The sequence below is a fragment of the Paludibacterium sp. genome (assembly GCF_019232825.1).
In the GTDB taxonomy this organism is placed as follows: domain Bacteria; phylum Pseudomonadota; class Gammaproteobacteria; order Burkholderiales; family Chromobacteriaceae; genus Paludibacterium.
In genome coordinates, this window is the sequence record NZ_JAFAND010000112.1 from 25,518 (window position 1) to 43,481 (window position 17,964).

The 17,964-nt window shown below is 60.4% G+C and carries 21 protein-coding genes and 3 tRNA genes; 11 read left to right on the top strand and 13 right to left on the bottom strand.

All coding sequences use genetic code 11. From position 1 onward, the window contains the following. Window positions 1-482: 482 nt before the first annotated feature. Both JOZ06_RS14270 and JOZ06_RS14275 read right to left on the bottom strand, forming a co-directional pair. Window positions 483-1,388 (bottom strand): hypothetical protein, encoded by a 906-nt coding sequence (locus JOZ06_RS14270; protein ID WP_293233561.1) that lies wholly within the window; start codon window positions 1,386-1,388, stop codon window positions 483-485. Between the two features lie 137 nt (window positions 1,389-1,525). Beyond that, the gene (locus tag JOZ06_RS14275) at window positions 1,526-2,839 is read right to left on the bottom strand and encodes a hemolysin family protein (protein WP_293233563.1); all 1,314 of its coding nucleotides are present in this window, start codon (window positions 2,837-2,839) and stop codon (window positions 1,526-1,528) included. Window positions 2,840-2,967: 128 nt separating this feature from the next. On the opposite strand from JOZ06_RS14275, the gene JOZ06_RS14280 reads away from it, so the two are divergent. Together JOZ06_RS14280 and JOZ06_RS14285 are read left to right on the top strand one after the other, a co-directional pair. Continuing rightward, window positions 2,968-3,369, top strand: coding sequence for an HIT family protein (locus tag JOZ06_RS14280; protein ID WP_293233565.1), 402 nt, complete (start codon window positions 2,968-2,970; stop codon window positions 3,367-3,369). An 81-nt stretch (window positions 3,370-3,450) separates the two neighbouring features. After that, the gene (locus JOZ06_RS14285; protein WP_293233567.1) at window positions 3,451-4,290 is read left to right on the top strand and encodes a sulfurtransferase; all 840 of its coding nucleotides are present in this window, start codon (window positions 3,451-3,453) and stop codon (window positions 4,288-4,290) included. On the opposite strand, the gene JOZ06_RS14290 is transcribed toward JOZ06_RS14285, so the two are convergent. Further along, window positions 4,287-4,838, bottom strand: a complete 552-nt coding sequence (locus tag JOZ06_RS14290; protein WP_293233638.1) for an alpha/beta hydrolase — start codon at window positions 4,836-4,838, stop codon at window positions 4,287-4,289. The two genes, JOZ06_RS14285 and JOZ06_RS14290, sit on opposite strands and share 4 nt — an antisense overlap. Window positions 4,839-4,843: 5 nt before the next feature. Beyond that, complete coding sequence (locus tag JOZ06_RS14295) at window positions 4,844-5,626, bottom strand: exodeoxyribonuclease III (protein WP_293233569.1); 783 nt, start codon at window positions 5,624-5,626, stop codon at window positions 4,844-4,846. A 67-nt stretch (window positions 5,627-5,693) separates the two neighbouring features. On the opposite strand from JOZ06_RS14295, the gene pyrE reads away from it, so the two are divergent. Further along, on the top strand, window positions 5,694-6,335 hold the full coding sequence (pyrE, locus tag JOZ06_RS14300) for an orotate phosphoribosyltransferase (RefSeq protein ID WP_293233571.1): 642 nt from the start codon (window positions 5,694-5,696) through the stop codon (window positions 6,333-6,335). Window positions 6,336-6,429: 94 nt separating this feature from the next. Here pyrE and JOZ06_RS14305 read toward each other — a convergent pair whose 3' ends face one another. Then, window positions 6,430-6,753: a hypothetical protein gene (locus JOZ06_RS14305; protein WP_293233573.1), complete on the bottom strand. Its 324-nt coding sequence runs from the start codon at window positions 6,751-6,753 to the stop codon at window positions 6,430-6,432. Between the two features lie 159 nt (window positions 6,754-6,912). Here JOZ06_RS14305 and JOZ06_RS14310 point away from each other — a divergent pair, with 159 nt between their 5' ends. Then, window positions 6,913-7,998 (top strand): ionic transporter y4hA, encoded by a 1,086-nt coding sequence (locus JOZ06_RS14310; RefSeq protein WP_293233575.1) that lies wholly within the window; start codon window positions 6,913-6,915, stop codon window positions 7,996-7,998. A 47-nt stretch (window positions 7,999-8,045) separates the two neighbouring features. Here the strand turns inward: JOZ06_RS14310 and JOZ06_RS14315 are convergent. From JOZ06_RS14315 to cutA, 4 genes are all read right to left on the bottom strand, one after another. After that, a tRNA-Lys gene (locus JOZ06_RS14315) sits at window positions 8,046-8,121 on the bottom strand. A 73-nt stretch (window positions 8,122-8,194) separates the two neighbouring features. Next, window positions 8,195-8,270, bottom strand: a tRNA-Lys gene (locus JOZ06_RS14320). A 23-nt stretch (window positions 8,271-8,293) separates the two neighbouring features. Next, window positions 8,294-8,369 (bottom strand) — tRNA-Lys (locus JOZ06_RS14325). A gap of 112 nt (window positions 8,370-8,481) precedes the next feature. Then, window positions 8,482-8,805, bottom strand: coding sequence for a divalent-cation tolerance protein CutA (cutA, locus tag JOZ06_RS14330; RefSeq protein ID WP_293233577.1), 324 nt, complete (start codon window positions 8,803-8,805; stop codon window positions 8,482-8,484). Between the two features lie 15 nt (window positions 8,806-8,820). Between cutA and JOZ06_RS14335 the strand changes: the two genes are divergently transcribed. Next, window positions 8,821-9,255: an FxsA family protein gene (locus JOZ06_RS14335; RefSeq protein WP_293233579.1), complete on the top strand. Its 435-nt coding sequence runs from the start codon at window positions 8,821-8,823 to the stop codon at window positions 9,253-9,255. Window positions 9,256-9,261: 6 nt separating this feature from the next. Here the strand turns inward: JOZ06_RS14335 and JOZ06_RS14340 are convergent, their stop codons facing one another. Beyond that, a complete protein-coding gene (locus JOZ06_RS14340) occupies window positions 9,262-9,561 on the bottom strand; it encodes a DUF167 family protein (protein ID WP_293233581.1) in 300 nt (99 codons plus the stop codon). 62 nt (window positions 9,562-9,623) lie between these two features. Here JOZ06_RS14340 and JOZ06_RS14345 point away from each other — a divergent pair, with 62 nt between their 5' ends. The 5 genes from JOZ06_RS14345 (at window position 9,624) to JOZ06_RS14365 (ending at window position 12,285) form a co-directional block, all read left to right on the top strand. Continuing rightward, a complete protein-coding gene (locus JOZ06_RS14345) occupies window positions 9,624-10,088 on the top strand; it encodes a Dps family protein (protein WP_293233583.1) in 465 nt (154 codons plus the stop codon). Between the two features lie 58 nt (window positions 10,089-10,146). Next, the gene (locus JOZ06_RS14350) at window positions 10,147-10,902 is read left to right on the top strand and encodes an energy transducer TonB (protein WP_293233585.1); all 756 of its coding nucleotides are present in this window, start codon (window positions 10,147-10,149) and stop codon (window positions 10,900-10,902) included. 11 nt (window positions 10,903-10,913) lie between these two features. Then, complete coding sequence (locus JOZ06_RS14355) at window positions 10,914-11,285, top strand: VacJ (protein ID WP_293233587.1); 372 nt, start codon at window positions 10,914-10,916, stop codon at window positions 11,283-11,285. 64 nt (window positions 11,286-11,349) lie between these two features. Further along, window positions 11,350-11,769, top strand: a complete 420-nt coding sequence (locus JOZ06_RS14360; protein ID WP_293233589.1) for a thioesterase family protein — start codon at window positions 11,350-11,352, stop codon at window positions 11,767-11,769. A 24-nt stretch (window positions 11,770-11,793) separates the two neighbouring features. Further along, window positions 11,794-12,285 (top strand): TlpA disulfide reductase family protein, encoded by a 492-nt coding sequence (locus JOZ06_RS14365; protein ID WP_293233591.1) that lies wholly within the window; start codon window positions 11,794-11,796, stop codon window positions 12,283-12,285. Between the two features lie 297 nt (window positions 12,286-12,582). Here the strand turns inward: JOZ06_RS14365 and JOZ06_RS14370 are convergent, their stop codons facing one another. From JOZ06_RS14370 to dapA, 3 genes are all read right to left on the bottom strand, one after another. Beyond that, the gene (locus JOZ06_RS14370; protein WP_293233593.1) at window positions 12,583-13,068 is read right to left on the bottom strand and encodes a peptidylprolyl isomerase; all 486 of its coding nucleotides are present in this window, start codon (window positions 13,066-13,068) and stop codon (window positions 12,583-12,585) included. Window positions 13,069-13,953: 885 nt separating this feature from the next. Continuing rightward, window positions 13,954-15,102 carry an outer membrane protein assembly factor BamC gene (gene bamC / locus JOZ06_RS14375; protein WP_293233595.1) on the bottom strand — a complete coding sequence of 383 codons (1,149 nt, stop codon included), beginning with the start codon at window positions 15,100-15,102 and terminating at the stop codon, window positions 13,954-13,956. A gap of 19 nt (window positions 15,103-15,121) precedes the next feature. After that, on the bottom strand, window positions 15,122-15,997 hold the full coding sequence (gene dapA, locus JOZ06_RS14380; protein ID WP_293233597.1) for a 4-hydroxy-tetrahydrodipicolinate synthase: 876 nt from the start codon (window positions 15,995-15,997) through the stop codon (window positions 15,122-15,124). 169 nt (window positions 15,998-16,166) lie between these two features. Here dapA and JOZ06_RS14385 point away from each other — a divergent pair, with 169 nt between their 5' ends. Next, window positions 16,167-17,792, top strand: coding sequence for an ABC-F family ATPase (locus tag JOZ06_RS14385; RefSeq protein WP_293233599.1), 1,626 nt, complete (start codon window positions 16,167-16,169; stop codon window positions 17,790-17,792). Window positions 17,793-17,964: the final 172 nt, after the last annotated feature.

Genomic DNA, 17,964 nt, shown 5'->3' on the forward strand with positions numbered 1-17,964 from the left:
CGGCACGGCCCCGGGGTATCTCACACCCCGAGGCCGCTGACCACAGCAACTCCTTATCCTCTTAACCATAGGAGAAGTTGATATGGCTACTTGCCATGGTACTGCAGTCCCATCGCCCCGTTCAAACCACGACCTCCGCCAATTGCCGTTGTTCTCTCTGATCTCGGAACTGTGCGCACCGCGCGCGGGCCAAGCCGACCCCAACGTTTGCCGGCTTATCGTCGACAGCCGATTGGACTGGTCGGCACTACGCGTTGATTCAGAGCGGTCATGGCTCTACTTGCCGGAGGTGGTGCGAACAAGGCGGGTGGCGGGTTGCATGATTCTCACTGCCGAGTAGGGCTCTAACGGAGGCGGAGGCCGCTGGCCTCCGATCCCGTACGACTCCCCACTCCCCACTCCCGACTCCCTCCCTGACATCTAGACGCAAAAAAGGGAGACTCGCGTCTCCCTTTTTTGTTACGACCGAATAATCCGGGGGATTACTTGGAAGCGGTAGCCTTCTTGGCAACCTTGTGATGCTTCTTGGCAACAGCCTTCTTGGCCGGAGCGGAAGCGTCAGCTTGAGCCTTTTGAGCCGAAGCGGCAGCCTTCTTAGCTACCTTATGATGCTTCTTGGCAGCCTTCTTGGCCGGAGCGGAAGCGTCAGCGGCTTGAGCCTTTTGAGCCGAAGCGGCAGCCTTCTTAGCTACCTTGTGATGCTTCTTGGCAGCCTTCTTGGCCGGAGCGGAAGCGTCAGCGGCTTGAGCCTTCTGAGCCGAAGCGGCAGCCTTCTTAGCTACCTTGTGATGCTTCTTGGCAGCCTTCTTGGCCGGAGCGGAAGCGTCAGCGGCTTGCGCCTTTTGAGCCGAAGCGGCAGCCTTCTTAGCTACCTTGTGATGCTTCTTGGCAGCCTTCTTGGCCGGAGCGGAAGCGTCAGCGGCTTGAGCCTTCTGAGCCGAAGCGGCAGCCTTCTTAGCTACTTTGTGATGCTTCTTGGCAGCCTTCTTGGCCGGAGCGGAAGCGTCAGCGGCTTGAGCCTTCTGAGCCGAAGCGGCAGCCTTCTTCATAACGTGCTTCTTGGCAGCGTGCTTCTTGGCAGCCTTCTTGGCCGGTGCGGAAGCGTCGGCGGCTTGAGCCTTCTGAGCCGAAGCGGCAACCTTCTTAGCTACGTGCTTCTTGGCAGCGTGCTTCTTGGCAGCCTTCTTGGCCGGAGCGGAAGCGTCAGCGGCTTGCGCCTTTTGAGCCGAAGCTTCAACCTTCTTGGCTACGTGTTTTTTAGCAGCATGTTTTTTAACAACGTGATGCTTGGCCGGAGCGGCAGCAGCGGCCGAAGCGTCAGCAGCGAAGCTGCTGGCGGAAACCAGGCCGAATGCAGCGGTCAGGATAAGCGCAGCGATCTTTTTCATGAAAATCTCCACAATGGATGAAGTGTGACTCCTGAAGCACTGCAGTCAGCGCTTCTATAGTCGGTATCCTAGGCATGCCCCGTCTATCCGTCTGTGAGTGGTATGTAAGGTCATGTAACGACGTGTACATACTTTCTTTACACTTTCGGCTCATCCATCGTAGGTGCTTGTAGTTGCGTCACCAGCAGCTGATCAACCTTGAAGTGATCGGTATCCACCACTTCGAACTTGTAGCCGCCGTACTCGACCACATCGGTGCGTTTGGGGATTTTGCGCAACATATACATCATGAAACCGCCGATGGTCTCGTAATTGGCGTCATCGGGGAATTCATCGATATCCAGCGCGCGCGACACGTCCGTCAGCACGGTGCTGCCATCGATCAGCCACGACCGTTCATCCCGACGCAGGATCTGCTCTTCCTGCGTCTGGCTGACCAGATCGCCCATGACCGTGCTCATCACGTCGTTGAGCGTGATGATGCCGACGACCAGCGCGTATTCGTTCATCACCACCGCGAAATCCTCGCGGCCGGCCTTGAAGCGTTCCAGCAGCTCGGACAAGGTCAGCGAATCGGGAATCACCATCACCGTATGGATCGGCAACTCCTTGCGCAACGAGATCGGCAGCCCCTTGAGCAGCCGCATCAGCACATCCTTGGAATCGACATAACCGACTACGCGGTCGACGGTTTCGTCGCATACCAGGAATTTGGAATGCGGCTGCGAGGCGATCTTCTCGCCAATTTCGTCCTCCGAGTCCTGCAGCGTGAAATACACGATACTTTCACGACTCGACATCGACGACGGCACGGTTCGGCTTTCCAGCTCGAACACGTTCTCGATCAGATGATGTTCCTGCCGTTGCAGCACCCCGGCTTCCGCGCCGGCATCCATGATGGCGAAAATATCGTCGGAGGTGATTTCCTCGCTGCGCGCCGTCGGCAAATTGAACAATTTGCACAATTGGTTGGCGGTGCCATTGAAAAACCACACCAGCGGACTAAATAGCGTCAACGAAAACAGCAGCGGCCCCACGATCACCACCGCGAATTTTTCCGGGTGAATCATCGCGGTGCGCTTGGGAATCAGGTCGGCGAAGATGATGAAAAACGTCGTTACGACCGCGAACGATAATACGAAGCTCACCGAGGCCAGCAAATCGCCGCGATAAAAGGCGCCGATCCAGTTTTCAAAAAACGGCGTCAGCGCCGACTCGCCCAAGATACCGCCCAGAATCGCCACGGCATTGAGACCGATCTGCACCACGGTAAAAAACTTGCCGGGCTTTTCCTGCAGCGACAATACTTTTTCCGCGCGCATATCCCCTTCATCCAGGATCTGCCGCAGCTTCATTTTACGGGATGCGGCCAACGCGATTTCCGAAACGGAAAAAAACGCGCTCACGCACATCAAAAGAAAAATGATCAATAAATGACTAGAGAGGCTCACAACCATTTCCTTGCTCTAAATAGACGGCTTTGCCGTTAGCTTCCCGCATTTGCATTACATCCGTGCAATCCAATTCGATGCGAAAGCCTATGTTAGGATACATTAATTTCCTTGATGGTAATAACACGATGGATTGCGAACTTTGCCAAGCGGAAGGCGAAACGCTGCTGTTTCGCGATGAAAAATTGCGGGTCATCCTGGCCAACGAGGCGGACTACCCCGGTTTTTGCCGCATCATTTGGCATGATCACGTCAAAGAGATGTCGGATCTGAGCGATGCCGACCGCCAACACTTATTTGATTGGCTGATGCGCACCGAGTGCGCCGTGCGCGCGGTACTCGCCCCCGACAAGGTCAATCTGGCCTCGCTGGGCAACATGGTGCCGCATCTGCACTGGCACGTCATCCCCCGATTCGCCGACGACGCCCATTTCCCCGCGCCGATCTGGGCGCCGGCGCGGCGCGACAGTCACCGCCAGGCGCCCGCCGATCTGGCGGCCCGGCTCAAAACGGCGCTTGCCGCGCACTAGGGCCCTCATCCCCGCCGGATGGCGGCTTGCCGTGCCGAGCCCGAGTGGATAGGCTGTTCTCGACAACCCAGGAGAATAGCCATGTTTGACACCCTCATCCGCGCCGACGAACTGTTGGCCCGGCGAACGCCCGACTGGGTGATCCTCGACTGCCGCTTCAGCCTCGACGACCCGCAGGCGGGCGAAGCGGCATGGCGCCAGGGCCACCTGCCCGGCGCGCATTACCTCAATCTCGACTACCACCTCTCGGGCATCAAAAACGGTCAGAACGGGCGGCACCCGCTCCCCGACGGCCAGCGTCTGGCCGTCGACCTGGGCGCGTGCGGCATCGGTCCGGACACGCAGGTGGTCGCTTACGACGATGGCGCCGCCATGTATGCGGCGCGGGCCTGGTGGCTATTGCGCTGGCTGGGCCACGAGCGTGTGGCGGTGCTCGACGGCGGCTTGTCCGCCTGGCTTGCCGCCGGCGGCACAACCGACGGCGCCGACCCCGAGCGCCACACGCGCCGCTTTGTCATGCGCGCATCGCGCGCGCAGGCGGTCGATGTCGAGCAGGTGCAGAACAATCTGGCCGAGCCGCAATTTCGCGTGGTCGACGCGCGTGCGCCGGAGCGTTTCGCCGGCGTCGGCGAAACGCTCGATCCGGTCGGCGGCCATATCCCCGGCGCGCTCAACCGCTTCTTCCGCGACAATCTGACCGATCAGGGGCATTTCAAGGACGCCGCCGCGCTACGGCGCGAGTGGCTGGCGCTCCTGGGCCCCGCCGAGGATGGCACGGACATCGTGCATCAGTGCGGCTCGGGCGTCACCGCCTGCGTCAACCTGCTGGCCATGGAGGTGGCCGGCCTCCCCGGCAGCAGCCTCTATCCGGGCTCGTGGAGCGAATGGTGCGCCGACCCGGCACGGCCGGTCGCGCGTTAGTCGCCCAAGATCAAACGCTGCAATAGCCGCTGCCCCGCTTCCCATTGCCCGAGCCGGCTATCGGCGTTGATATGGCCGGCAGGCCCAATGTCGACGAACGAGGCGCCCCAGCGGTCGGACAGCGTTTGTGCGCACTCGATGGCGCAATAGGGGTCGTTGCTGCTGGCCACGACGATCGCCGGAAATGGCAAGCGCCAGTCCGGCTCGTCGCCGAAGCCTTCGGCCGGCACATCGGCGGCAAACGCCGCGCCGCGCACATCCGGCGGCGCCACCAACAAAGCGCCTTTGACGCGCCGCTGCGCGCTAAGGCTCAACGATGCCGCCCAATGCGCCACCGTGCTGCAGCCGAGGCTGTGCGCCGCCAGCACGACGTCGTCGTCGGCTTGCGCCACGGTCTCGGCGAGCGCGCGCACCCAATCGGCACGGCGAGGATGCATCCAATCATGCTGTTCGACGCGCAGGCAGCCGGGAAAGGTCTTTTCCCACAAGGTTTGCCAATGCAACGGCCCGGAGTCCTGCCAGCCCGGCACAATCACCAATGCCACCATGTCGCTCACCGCCAGTCCGGGTGGTCGTAATCAACGATCAGCGGCGCGTGATCGGAGAATTTTTCCTCCTTGTAGACGGCGGCGCGCACCGCGCCGGCGGCGATGCCCGGCGTGGCCAGCTGATAATCGATGCGCCAGCCGACATCCTTGGCGTACGCTTGTCCGCGGTTGCTCCACCAGGTATAGCCGGGCGCCTCCGGATACAGCGTGCGCCAGGTATCGACCCAACCGACGCGCTGGAACAAGTCGCCGATCCAAGCGCGTTCCTCTGGCAAGAAACCCGAATTCTTCACATTGCCCTTCCAGTTTTTCAGGTCGATCTCGCGATGCGCGATGTTCCAGTCGCCGCACAGCACCATTTCGCGCCCTTCGGCATGGAGCGCCTCGAGAATCGGCAAAAAACGTTTCATGAAAGCGAATTTCACCAGCTGCCGCTCCTCGCTGCTGGAGCCCGAGGGCAGATAGAGGGAAACCACGCTCACATTGCCGAAGTCGGCGCGCAGATAGCGCCCCTCGGCATCGATGTCGGCGATGCCCAATCCTTCGACCACCCGGTCCGGCGCGCGCCGGCAATACAAGCCGACACCGCTGTAGCCTTTCTTTTCCGCCGGATGGAAAAACCCGTGATAGCCATCGGGCGCTTGCATGTGCGGCGCCAGATCGGGCAATTGCGCCTTCAGCTCCTGCACGCAAACGACATCGGCGCCGCTTTGCGCCATCCAGGTGAAAAACCCTTTTTTATCCGCTGAGCGGATGCCATTGAGGTTGGCGGAAACGATTCGAAGCACGCGGCTCTCCCATGGTATGCTTGCCGGCATCAAACGCACGATGCGGACAGTTTTTTCGAGGTTATAGATGAGTAATTTCCGTCACGATTTTATTCGATTTTCCCTGGACAAGCAGGTACTGCGTTTCGGTTCCTTCACGACCAAGGCCGGCCGCCAGTCGCCGTACTTCTTCAACGCCGGTCTGTTCAACGACGGTCTGTCGACATTGACGCTGTCGCGCTTCTACGCCCAGGCCATCGAAGAGAGCGGCATCGGCTTCGATATGCTGTTCGGCCCGGCCTACAAGGGCATCATCCTGGCCTCGGCCACGGCCATGGCCCTGGCGGAGCGCGGCCGGAACCTGCCGTTCGCCTACAACCGCAAGGAAGCCAAGGACCATGGCGAAGGCGGCACGCTCGTCGGCGCGCCGCTGGCCGGCAAGGTGCTGATCATCGACGATGTGATATCGGCCGGCACTTCGGTGCGCGAATCGGTCCAGCTGATCCGCGCAGCCGGCGCCGAGCCGGCCGGGGTGGCCATCGCGCTCGACCGCATGGAGCGCGGCCAAGGCGAGCTGTCGGCCGTGCAGGAGGTCAGCCGCGACTTCGGCCTGCCGGTGGTGGCCATCGCCACGCTGGAGGATATGCTCGGCTATCTACAGCAAAGTCCCGAGCTGCAATCGCACCTTGAGGCCGTACGCGCCTATCGGCAACAGTACGGCGTGCGCTGAGCGCGTCTGCAACACAAACAAAAAGCCGGCAATGACCCTGCCGGCTTTTTGTTTGTCGGGCGCTTAGGGCCCTCTGATTCAGAGGGCCCCTCACTTACTGCCCGCTGTCTTTTCGCTTCCATGCGGCGCTTAGCGCCGAACTCAGCTGATCCATCGTCTGCTTGGCCGATTGCTCCGCCGATTGCGCGGCGGCAAGTTCGGCATTACTGCGCTCGGCGGCGGCCTGCGCATCCTGCAAACGTTGATCGGCCAGTTTTTTGTTGGCTTCCGCCTGAACCCGCCGGTTGGTGGCCTGGGTCATCTGGGCGTCACCCTGCTGATAGGCCATCTGCGCCGCCAGCAATTGTTCGTCCACGGTCTGCGCAGCGGCCACCACCGCGGCCAGCGACAACAGCAGCCCCAAAGCCATGTTTTTCATGCGAGGACTCCATCCAGTTACGTTTCACGATTGAATTATGCGTCACGGCCGTGGTCCAGACAATTGCCCACGCCAACGGCAATGACACTAAGGCCCCTCTGATATGCCATTGCGTTATTTTGCAACGACGATTGCCGTCATTAGACATTGGAAAGCGTCATGAGTGCTCGCACCCATCCCCTCCCGCTGTGGACACGGCTCGCCCCCTTTGCCGGCTGGCTGCTGCTGGCCGGTCAGTACGCCGGCCTCGGCCGCGCCTGGCAAGGTTTGCTGCTTGCCGGCTTGCTCGTCGGCGTACTGGCTGCCGTCCATCACGCGGAAGTCGTGGCCCACCGTGTCGGCGAGCCATTCGGTACGCTGGTGCTGGCCGGCGCCATCACCGCCATCGAGGTCGCGCTCATCGTCACGCTGATGCTCAGCGGCGGCAGCGCCGCATCGATGCTCGCGCGCGACACCCTCTTCGCCACGGTGATGATCATCCTCAACGGTATCGTCGGCCTGTGCCTGCTGGCCGGCGGCCAGCGCTTCGGCGAACAGCGCTTCAGCCTGATGGGCGCCAGCGCCGCGCTCTCGACGCTGGCGGCGATCGTCTCGCTGACGCTGATTCTGCCCAACTACACCACCACGGTGTCCGGTCCGCTCTACAACCCCCGTCAGCTGGCGTTTGTCGCCGTGGCATCGGTCACGTTGTACGCGGCATTCGTTTTCGTCCAGACCGTGCGTCACCGCGATTACTTTCTGCCGGAGATCGGGGAGGCCAACGAAAGTCTGCACGCACCTCCGCCATCCTGGCGCGTGGCGTTGATCAGCCTCGCCTGTTTGATCGTGGGTCTGGGGGCGGTCGTGCTGCTGGCCAAGGCCATTTCCCCGCTGATCGAATCGGGGGTGGCCGCCATCGGCGCGCCGCGGGCATTGGTCGGCGTGATCATCGCCGTCATTGTGCTGCTGCCGGAAGGATTGGCGGCATTACGCGCCGCCCGGGCCAATCGCCTGCAGACCAGCCTGAATCTGGCGTTGGGCTCGGCGTTGGCCAGCATCGGCCTATCGATTCCGGCAGTGGCCCTCGTATCGATCGCCCGCGGCTGGCCGCTGACACTGGGGATCGATGCCAAATCGACGGTGCTGCTCCTGCTATCGTTCCTGATCGCCACGCTGACGCTGGGCAACGGCCGCACCACCATCCTGCAGGGCATGGTGCACTTGGTGCTGTTCGCCACCTATTTGTTCTTGACCGTGATTCCCTGACGAGAGAAACGAAAAAGCCCAGACGGTTGTCTGGGCTTTTTACAAATTGGTGGGTCGTGAAAGGCTCGAACTTTCGACCTACGGATTAAGAGTCCGCTGCTCTACCAACTGAGCTAACGACCCGGCATTACTGCGAGGACAGACTTTAACAGATCGTCGTATCCAATGCAACTGAGCCGGCTGGCTGCCTGAAGGATGGTGGGTCGTGAAAGGCTCGAACTTTCGACCTACGGATTAAGAGTCCGCTGCTCTACCAACTGAGCTAACGACCCCCTTCTGGTACTACAAGCCGCTCTGGTGGGTCGTGCAAGATTCGAACTTGCGACCAACGGATTAAAAGTCCGCTGCTCTACCAGCTGAGCTAACGACCCCCGAGAGACCGCAACTATAATGAGGGGTTTTTCGGATGTCAACGATTTTTTCCTAAAACCCCACGCCGGATGGCTTTTCGCCGCTCGCGGCACCCTCCAGCGCAACGCGGAACTACTCGCTTGAAAAAACCTGTTCGGCGACCCATGTTAAGTATTCAGGCAAGCCGGCGGCAATGTCGCAAGCGATGATTTCCGGCACCTGATACGGGTGCAACGCCCGCAGCCGCTGTTCGAGCTGCGGATAGGCATCGGCGGTCGTCTTGATGAGCAGAGGCACTTCTTCGGCCTTTTCGATCCGCCCCTGCCAGCGGTAGACCGACTGGCATGGCGCCAAGACGTTGACGCAGGCGGCCAGTTGCGCCGCCACCAGTTGCTCGGCAATGCGATCGGCAACCGCGCGGTCGGGCACATTGCAAAACACCAATAACGCTTTCATGGCAAACACTCCATCATGCCCATCTTTCTTTTCATCCTATTGCTACCCATCATCGAAATTTTGCTGCTGGTCCAACTCGCAGGCCACATCGGCTTTTTGGGCACATTGCTGTATCTGATCTTGAGCGCCATGCTGGGTAGTTGGATGCTGCGCCACCAAAAGGTCGGCGCCTTGCTGGCACTGGGCAGCGTACTGCGCCACGGAGAAGGCACCTCCATTTATTCCCTTCTCTGGCCGCTGCGCTATGCCCTGGCGGGTGTATTATTCATCATACCTGGCGTGCTCAGCGAGATCGCCGCACTGATGCTGTTGCTGCCCCTCAAGGGGCCGAAACTAAGCGGACGAGCTGAAGCCCAAACCCCACCCGCAGACGACCATGTGTTCGAAGGGGAATTTCATCGGGTCGACGACCCGGCAGGACAGCTCGGCCGCGCACCGCGCGACGATTAGACGGCCTCAGCCGTCTAGTCCAAGGCGCGCCATCACCGTCGGCTCATCGGCCGGCGTATCCACCGCCACGATCTTGTGCCGATTCTTTTCGCCGACCAGCAGCGCCACCTGCCGCTTAGGCACGTCGAAACGCGCGGCAAGCCAGGCGATGAGCGCGGTATTGGCCTTCCCTTCCACCGGCGGCGCCGCCAAGCGGATCTTCAGCGCGTCGCCGTGCTCGCCGCAGGCTTCGGTTTTCTTGGCGCCTGGCTGGATATGCAGGGTCAGGGTGAACCCGTGTTCAGTGATTTTCAGCCAGGGTTTCATGGCAACTTTCATCAACAAGGACACGCCGTCTCTTTCGGCACGGTCCATATGGAGGACGCAGCATGGATATCGGCATTAATCAGCAAGACCGGCAACAGATCGCGGACGGACTCTCCCATCTCCTGGCAGATACGTACACGCTTTACCTTAAAACGCACAATTTCCACTGGAACGTCACCGGCCCCATGTTTCAAACGCTGCATCTGATGTTCGAGCAGCACTACAACGAACTGGCGCTGGCGGTGGATCTGATCGCCGAGCGCATTCGCGCGCTCGGTCACCCGGCCCCCGGCAGCTATGCGGATTATGCCCGCCTGACAGCCATATCGGAAGCCAGTGGCGTGCCCAAAGCGGAGGACATGATCCGGCAACTGGTCGAAGGGCATGAAACGCTATGCCGCACCGCGCGCAGCATTTTCCCCGTGGTGACGCGCGCCAGCGACGAGCCCACGGCCGACTTGCTCACCCAGCGGCTGCAGGTGCACGAAAAAACTGCTTGGATGCTGCGCAGTCTTCTGGAAAAATAAGCCGGAACAAGCCCTTGCCCCCGCCTTTGGCGGCGGGGGCAACCAGTCCGGATAGGAAATGGCATCAACTCGCCCCCGCTCACAATCGCTCGACCATGCTTGGCCTTTGCTGCTCGCCTTGCTGCTATCGCTCGGGGCACATCTATTGCTGCTGTGGCTACCGCCCGTGCCGCCGCCGCAGAGCGTGCCATCGGTGCCGCCGCCGCTGCGCCTGACACTCGCGCCACCGCTCCCCGCACCGCGCAATCGGCCGCCGATGCAGCCCGTCGTGGAACGCATCACGCCCAAAACCGTTGCCAAAGCCCATGCGCCGACTCGCGGCAAGTCTGGTCATAGCGCCCGAACCGCGATGCCGGCTCCCGCGTCGCAGGCCGCCACGCCGGTGTCCACGGCGGTGTCCGCCGCGAGTCTCCTGGCGCAGATCGGCGCCGAAGCGCCGACGCCGACGGCACCAGTCAGCGGCAGGCTGGTCTATGGCAGCACGGCTCAGGGCATTGTGTGGCAGCAGTATATGGACGACTGGGTCCGTAAAATGGAACGCCTCGGTGCACTCAACTTCCCGCAGGAAGTGCGCGACCAGGGGCTCTCCGGCGGGCCCACCTTAAGCGTGATCATCAACGCCGACGGCTCGCTTGCCGACGTGCGCATCGTCAAGGGATCCGGGTATGCCACGCTCGATGCCGCCGCGGAAAGGATCGTGCGCGCAGCGGCGCCATTCGCCCCGTTCCCGCCGGCCGTGTCCGCCCAGGCGCGATCACTGGAAATTCGCCGCAAATGGCGATTCACCACCGGCAACGATTTGTCGGTGAAATAACAGGAACACTTATGTACGAAGTCAATCGCAGCGTCATCATCCTCCGTCCCAAACAACCTTTCCTGGACTGGCTGCAAAGTCTGCCTGGCGAGTTGGATCCCGCGCTCACGCTGACCGAGCTGCGCGAAAACGGCAACGCCATTCTGGTGCCGGCCGTGGATCGCCTGGATGAGTTGCATGAATTTCTGTCCCAGCACTGCCTCGCCCTGTTCGAAGCCGAACTGGCCGATTGGTGCGAAGAGGATCGGCTCTGGCCGCAACCGCTGACGCCCACACTGTTCGCACAGTGGTTCGACGTTGGCGTGCATGGCGTCGTCACCGATCTGGTGGAAGAACCGCTCGAGCGCGAACGCTTCCTGCCTTTCGATCTCAGCGACGAATAACGCAATACCAAAACAGGCATGGCTTGACCATGCCACACGGGGAAACCAAGGGAGAAACCGCTTTATGCCGCACACGACCCGCATTAAGGTCCGGGGTTATCACCTGGATCTGTATAGCCACGTCAACAATGCCCGCTATCTGGAATTTCTTGAGGAGGCGCGTTGGACATTATTCGAAGAACGCACCGACTTGCCGCGCTATATGGCCTCGGGCATCGCTTTGATCGTGGTGAATATCAATATTGATTATCGCTACCCTGCTACCATGGGCGATGAATTAATCATTGAATCGTCGGTCAAGTCGATCAGCAACCGCAGCGCAGTCATCCATCAGCGTGTGCTGTTGGCCGGCAAAGACACCGTGGTGGCGCAAGCCGACGTGACCATGGTGGCGTTTGACAGCCAAGCAGGCCGGGCGGTGCCGATTGCCGGCGAATTGAAGTCGGTGCTCGAATCGATGCAGGAACCGGTCGCGGCCGTCTAACCGTTTGAGAGAAAGTCCCATCGCATGAAAAAAACCTTGATTGCGCTGGCGCTGGTCTTGGTGGCCGGCTTCGCCGCTTACACGCTCTGGTTCAGCCCGACCCCGGCGCCCGATGTGCGCTTTACCACGCTCACCGGGCAATCGACGAGCCTCGCCGCGCTCAAAGGCAAAGTGGTGTTGGTCAATTTTTGGGCAACCAGCTGCCCGGGGTGTATCGAGGAAATGCCGCAGATGCGGCAAATGCTGCAGCAGTACGGTCCTGCCGGATTCACCGTGGTGGCGGTAGCGATGAACTACGACCCGCCGAACTACGTGCAAAGCTTCGCGCAAAAAAACCGGCTGCCGTTCCTGGTCACGATGGACACGCAAGGCCAGATCGCCAAGGCATTCGGCGACATCCAGCTGACGCCGAGCACCTTCCTGATCGATCGCAGCGGCAACATCGTCAAGCGCTACGTCGGGGTGATGAACTTCAATGAAATCCGTCAGTTGATCGAGCACAATACCCGCGCCTAAACGCGGATCAGCGACAAACGAAACAGCCAGGCCTCGCCTGGCTGTTTCGTCTTTTGGGACTCCGCCCCTAGGGCCTGTCTGCAGACTATTTGCGGCTGCGGCCGGCATCAGCGGGATGCAGCGCTAGAAGCGCGTCCCGCCGCAGTGTCATTCACTGCAAGGGGCAAGCGACAACGCGATGCGCCGGCTGATACCGGCCCCGAAGGGCTGGCCTGGTAAACGGCCAGATGCTAGGCCAGCGCAGTTCACAAATAGTTTGCAGACAGGCCCTAGGCCTCGCTGGAAGTGCTTCGGCGCTTAGTGGTCGTGATGGTGACCGTGGGCGCCGTGCACGTGGCCGTGGCCGAGCTCTTCCTCGGTGGCGGCGCGTACTTCGATCACCTTGGCGGCGAAGCGGATGGTCAGGCCGGCCAGCGGGTGGTTGGCGTCGACGACGGCTTTGCCATCGGCAATGTCGGTGACGCGGAACAGCAGGATTTCACCGCTTTCCGGATCATCGGCTTCGAACATCATGCCGACTTCGACGTCGGTCGGGAAAACTTCGAGCGATTCGACGCGAATCAATTCTTCTTCCGGTTCGCCGAAAGCGTCGTCCGGAGCGAGTTTGACGTCGACCGATTCCCCGACGTCCTTGCCATGCAGTGCTTCCTCAACCAGCGGGAAAATGCCGTCGTAGCCACCATGCAGATAGCTGATGGGCTCTTCGGTCTTGTCGAGCAGGTTGTTGTCGGCGTCGAACATCTCATAGTGGATAGTCACGACAGTATTTTTGGCGATTTGCATGAAAGTGTCCGTGCAGGAAAGTCATAAAGGCTTGACGGGCGAACCGCAGGCATCGCCGACAAGAGATAGGCGCGTTTGGCGCGCTTGCCGGCATTGTAAACCATTCGTCGTTCCTTGCCGATCCATCCTCTTGGGTAAAAAGCGCGCGCGACGCGCGCGAATGGCGACGCGAGTCGATTGGGTGTCGCCTGATGACAACACATGAAGGTGGGGGGCATCTGTGGACAGATCGCCATGGTAGGCGGTCTTTTGGAGGTAAATATTAGCCGGTAATGGATTTCGTCTTGGCATTCCGATAATTTTGTAGCACAATAACAACAAAATCTGTTCGCAATTGCGCATGTTGTTGGTTCGAAAACGGAACGAGAGGTCTTAGACCTGCCGTTTTGACTGCTTTGTTGCTTTGCAATAAGCTTTCGTCGCGTTCATGTTATTTTTGGACGTAATGCACTCTATGCAGGTTTTTTTTTCGTGCTACAATTTGCGCACTGAAGGATTTTCAGCCGTTCCCATCGTTTTAGATGGCTGCGATTAAACTGACGTCTTGTTCAACTTATCCTCTAAAGGTAAAGAAAAAATGAAACAGTCGCTCCTCGTTGCTGCCCTGCTGGCTGTGGCTCTGACCGCTTGCGGTAAGAAAGACGAAGCTCCCGCTGCTGATGCTTCCGCTCCGGCTGCTGCTTCCGCTCCGGCTGCCTCGGCTCCGGCCGCTTCCGCTCCGGCTGCCTCCGCTCCGGCTGCTTCCGCACCGGCTGCTTCCGCTGCCAACTAAGCGGAAATCGAGCAGTAATAAAAAACCGGCCTCGAGCCGGTTTTTTATTTGATGTGCGAAGCAATAATAAAAGGCCCGCGAAGCAATTCGCGGGCCTTTTGTTTTGCTCGGTGTTATTGCAACTCGGACTGTAGTTTCTGCAGTGCCGATTTAGCCGCGCCATCGGAGAGGATACGGCCTTGTTTGTCGGTAATCGACACGGCGGTGTTGCCCGGCGTGGTTTCTTTCACCCGTATCTGCAAACCGCTATCGTCGATCGCCGTTGCCTGCGGGGTGCTGCTGCGCCAGAAGGCGAGGCTCGACCAGAAACCGCCGCTTTCTTGCTTTTGATCGAGATCCGCCTTGGCCGGCTTGACGTAATAGATGCCTTGCGAGCGGTCGCGGTCGTCGACCACCAGGCCGATGCGGTCAAGCGCGAGGCCGACACGGCGCCAGGTGCGGTCGAAGGTGTCGCCGATGGTCAGCGTGCCGTTGGCAATCGGGTTGGCTTGCGTTGCCGTCGGGACGATGGTCTGTTTCAGTACGGTCTTGGCCTGTTCTTCACTCATGCCCAGGCGCATCATGAAGCGGCCGAGCATCTCGGCTTCCAGCTCCGGGTCGACCGGGCGCGGTTGCCAGATGGTTTGGGTTTTGTCTTTGTCGGTGTAGACCTCTTCCAGACCACGGTGAGAGAAATAGACCTCGGTGCCGCCGTTTTCACCCTTTTCCAGGCGGATGCGGAACATATCGCGCTCCGACGTGGAATAGACGCCGCCCAGACCGACCTTGTCGAGCAAAGCGCGCAGGCCGTCATTGGGCAGCTTGGCGCGGTTTTCCGCCCAGTCGGTTTCCATGATGCCGATGTTCGGCTCTTCGGTCTTGATGGTGAAGCCGCTGTCTTGCCAGAAAGCCTTGAGCATGGGCCACAGCTGGGTCGGCGTCTTGTTGCCGACGTCCAGCCAGCGCTGCGAGCCGGCGCGCATCATTTTGACCTGATCGACGTTGACTGCCACATCGCCATTATTGGCGGCCGGGGTGACGGCGGGGGCCGAAGCGCTCTCCTTGGCCATCTGGCTCGCGGACGCGCTGCTCGCGCCCGGCAGGCTGTATTTATCCTGGGTTTGCGGTGCAGTCAGATCCGGCGGAACCTCCAGGCCGGCATCGGCCGCCTTGGCCGGTACCACGGATTCGAAATTGGCTTTCTGGCTAAGCGGTTCACTAGTGCTGCAACCTGCGATCAGGCCGGTTGCCAGCAGAATCGCGGCAGGCGCGGTTCGTTTCATGCGAGCTCCCATCTTGGGGTTAGATGACTTCTGCTTGTTTCATGGCGGCCTCGACCAGTGGCTGACTGGCGTCGGTCAATGGCATCAGCGGCAAGCGGATGCCGTTTTGTATCAGCCCCAGTCTGGCCAGAGCCCATTTGCTGGGGGCCGGGCTGGGTTCGATAAACAATCGTTGGTGCAAATCCTGCAGCATAGCATTACAGCTTCGCGCCAGGGGAATATCTCCCGCCTGGGCTGCGAGGCATAGCCGGCTCATCAATCGGGGGGCGACGTTGGCGGTGACGGAGATCACACCGTGCCCGCCGCTGAGCAGGTAGGCCAGCGACGTGCTGTCGTCGCCGCTGTAGAGCGCGAAGTCGGCCGGCGCGTGGCGCGTCAAGTCTGCATGACGCGCCAGATTGCCAGTGGCGTCCTTGAGGCCGACGATATTGTCGATCTGCGCCAACCGCAAAATGGTGTCGTTGCTCAGGTCGGCGACGGTGCGGCCGGGAACGTTATAGAGCAGAACGGGGAGAGCGACGGCTTCCGCCTGGGCGCGAAAGTGCTGATATAAGCCTTCTTGGCTCGGCTTATTGTAGTAGGGCGCGACCGACAGCAGCATGTCGGCGCCGGCCGCTTGCATGTCGCGCGCCAATTCGACGGCGTGCGCCGTCGCGTTGGCGCCGGCGCCGGCGATGACCGTGACACGGCCTGCGGCGTGCTGCGCCACGGTCTGCACGACGGCGCGATGTTCTTCATGGGTCAGGGTAGGAGATTCCCCGGTGGTGCCGACGGCCACGATGCCGGCGGTGCCTTGTTCGATGTGAAAATCGACCAGGCGTTTTAACGCCGGGAAGTCGACCTGTCCATCCTCCCGCATCGGCGTGACCAGGGCGACCAAACTGCCAGTGAGCATAACGCTGCCTATAAAGGTCTAGAAATGTTAGTGCCCGATTGTAGCGGAATTCGTGCCGGCGTCGAAGGACTCTTTACTGTTTTACCCAATGTCCGGCGGACGGCGTAGATGTGCTAGAATCCGGTGTTTTTCCCGATACTTACGGCTAGCAGGCTGAAGGATCCAAAGCGTGATTACCACACAGAACATTACCATGCAGTTTGGCGCGAAACCGCTATTTGAAAAGGTTTCGGTCAAATTCGGTGAAGGCAACCGTTACGGCCTGATTGGCGCCAACGGTAGCGGCAAGTCCACTTTTATGAAAATTCTCGGCGGCGATCTGGAGCAGACCAGCGGCGAAGTCGCCATTGAAAACGGCCTGCGCCTGGGCAAATTGCGCCAAGACCAGTTTGCCTACGAAGACCAGCGCGTGATCGACGTGGTCATGATGGGGCACACCGAGATGTGGGCTGCCATGGCCGAGCGCGACGCCATCTACGCCAATCCGGAGGCCACCGAGGCCGATTACATGCATGCCGCCGAACTGGAAAGCAAGTTCGCCGAGTTTGGCGGCTATACCGCCGAGGCGCGCGCCGGCGAGCTGCTGATGGGCGTCGGCATCCCGACCGACCAGCATGTCGGTCTGATGAGCGAAGTGGCGCCGGGCTGGAAGCTACGCGTGCTGCTGGCGCAGGCGCTGTTTGCCGATCCGGACATCCTGTTGCTCGACGAACCGACCAACAACCTGGACATCAACACCATCCGTTGGCTGGAGCACGTGCTCAACGAGCGCAACTCGACCATGATCATCATTTCGCACGACCGGCACTTCCTCAATTCGGTCTGCACGCACATGGCCGACTTGGATTACAACACCATCCGCATTTATCCGGGCAACTACGACGACTACATGATCGCCTCGACCCAGGCGCGCGAACGCCAACTGGCGTCCAATGCCAAGGCCAAGGAGCGCATCCAGGAGCTGCACGAGTTTGTGGCGCGTTTCTCGGCCAACAAATCCAAGGCGCGTCAGGCGACCTCGCGCTTGAAGCAGGTCGACAAGCTCAAATCGGAGATGGTGGAAGTAAAGCCGTCTTCGCGCCAAAGCCCGTTCCTGCGTTTTGAAGTGGACGACAAGAAGAAGCTGCATCGTCAGGCCGTGGAAATTGCCGGTCTGTCCAAGTCGTTTGACAAGCCGTTGTTCAAGGATTTGAACCTGATCCTGGAGGCGGGGCAGCGCCTGGCGATCATCGGCCCCAACGGTGCCGGCAAATCGACGCTGGTCAAGTTGCTGGCCAGCGCTTACGACGGCACGGCGGCCGATGTCACCGCGGATGCGGGCCGTATCAAGTGGGCGGAGAAGGCCGAGATCGGCTATTACCCGCAAGACCACGAGAACGATTTCGATTCCGACCGGACGCTGTCGGAGTGGATGCGCGACTGGGCGCAAGACGGCGACGACGAGCAGGTCGTGCGCGGCACGCTCGGCCGGCTGTTGTTCTCCGGCGATGACGTGACCAAGGCGGTGCGCGTGCTGTCGGGCGGCGAGAAGGGCCGCATGCTGTATGGCAAGCTGATTCTGACCAAGCCCAATGTGCTGATCATGGACGAGCCGACCAACCACATGGATATGGAAACCATCGAGGCGCTGAATATGGCGCTGGAGCAATACAAGGGTACGCTGATCTTTGTATCGCACGACCGCCAATTCGTCGGCTCGCTGGCCACGCAAATTCTCGAACTCGATGGCGAGGGCGGCTATCAGTACTACATGGGTGAGTACGAGGACTATCTGGCCAGCCGTGGTCTGGAATAAGCCTTTGACCCACCAGGGAAAACGGCCGCGCTCGCGGCCGTTTTTTTATGGGCGCCGCATCATTTTTTTGCTATGCCAACGGCTTTACCCCCAGCAGAGGCTAGTCTATAGTCAGCTTACCGATTTGTGCGCTGCAATATGCGTATGGCACAAAGCCTCGGTTAACATAGCG

What these genes read in the sequence shown, in the direction of transcription:
- JOZ06_RS14270 (WP_293233561.1), bottom strand. Translation starts at nt 1,388, where the DNA reads ATGAAAAAGATCGCTGCGCTTATCCTGACCGCTGCATTCGGCCTGGTT.
- JOZ06_RS14280 (WP_293233565.1), top strand. Translation starts at nt 2,968, where the DNA reads ATGGATTGCGAACTTTGCCAAGCGGAAGGCGAAACGCTGCTGTTTCGC.
- JOZ06_RS14285 (WP_293233567.1), top strand. Translation starts at nt 3,451, where the DNA reads ATGTTTGACACCCTCATCCGCGCCGACGAACTGTTGGCCCGGCGAACG.
- JOZ06_RS14290 (WP_293233638.1), bottom strand. Translation starts at nt 4,838, where the DNA reads ATGGTGGCATTGGTGATTGTGCCGGGCTGGCAGGACTCCGGGCCGTTG.
- pyrE (WP_293233571.1), top strand. Translation starts at nt 5,694, where the DNA reads ATGAGTAATTTCCGTCACGATTTTATTCGATTTTCCCTGGACAAGCAG.
- JOZ06_RS14305 (WP_293233573.1), bottom strand. Translation starts at nt 6,753, where the DNA reads ATGAAAAACATGGCTTTGGGGCTGCTGTTGTCGCTGGCCGCGGTGGTG.
- JOZ06_RS14310 (WP_293233575.1), top strand. Translation starts at nt 6,913, where the DNA reads ATGAGTGCTCGCACCCATCCCCTCCCGCTGTGGACACGGCTCGCCCCC.
- cutA (WP_293233577.1), bottom strand. Translation starts at nt 8,805, where the DNA reads ATGAAAGCGTTATTGGTGTTTTGCAATGTGCCCGACCGCGCGGTTGCC.
- JOZ06_RS14335 (WP_293233579.1), top strand. Translation starts at nt 8,821, where the DNA reads ATGCCCATCTTTCTTTTCATCCTATTGCTACCCATCATCGAAATTTTG.
- JOZ06_RS14340 (WP_293233581.1), bottom strand. Translation starts at nt 9,561, where the DNA reads ATGAAACCCTGGCTGAAAATCACTGAACACGGGTTCACCCTGACCCTG.
- JOZ06_RS14345 (WP_293233583.1), top strand. Translation starts at nt 9,624, where the DNA reads ATGGATATCGGCATTAATCAGCAAGACCGGCAACAGATCGCGGACGGA.
- JOZ06_RS14350 (WP_293233585.1), top strand. Translation starts at nt 10,147, where the DNA reads ATGGCATCAACTCGCCCCCGCTCACAATCGCTCGACCATGCTTGGCCT.
- JOZ06_RS14355 (WP_293233587.1), top strand. Translation starts at nt 10,914, where the DNA reads ATGTACGAAGTCAATCGCAGCGTCATCATCCTCCGTCCCAAACAACCT.
- JOZ06_RS14360 (WP_293233589.1), top strand. Translation starts at nt 11,350, where the DNA reads ATGCCGCACACGACCCGCATTAAGGTCCGGGGTTATCACCTGGATCTG.
- JOZ06_RS14365 (WP_293233591.1), top strand. Translation starts at nt 11,794, where the DNA reads ATGAAAAAAACCTTGATTGCGCTGGCGCTGGTCTTGGTGGCCGGCTTC.
- JOZ06_RS14370 (WP_293233593.1), bottom strand. Translation starts at nt 13,068, where the DNA reads ATGCAAATCGCCAAAAATACTGTCGTGACTATCCACTATGAGATGTTC.
- bamC (WP_293233595.1), bottom strand. Translation starts at nt 15,102, where the DNA reads ATGAAACGAACCGCGCCTGCCGCGATTCTGCTGGCAACCGGCCTGATC.
- dapA (WP_293233597.1), bottom strand. Translation starts at nt 15,997, where the DNA reads ATGCTCACTGGCAGTTTGGTCGCCCTGGTCACGCCGATGCGGGAGGAT.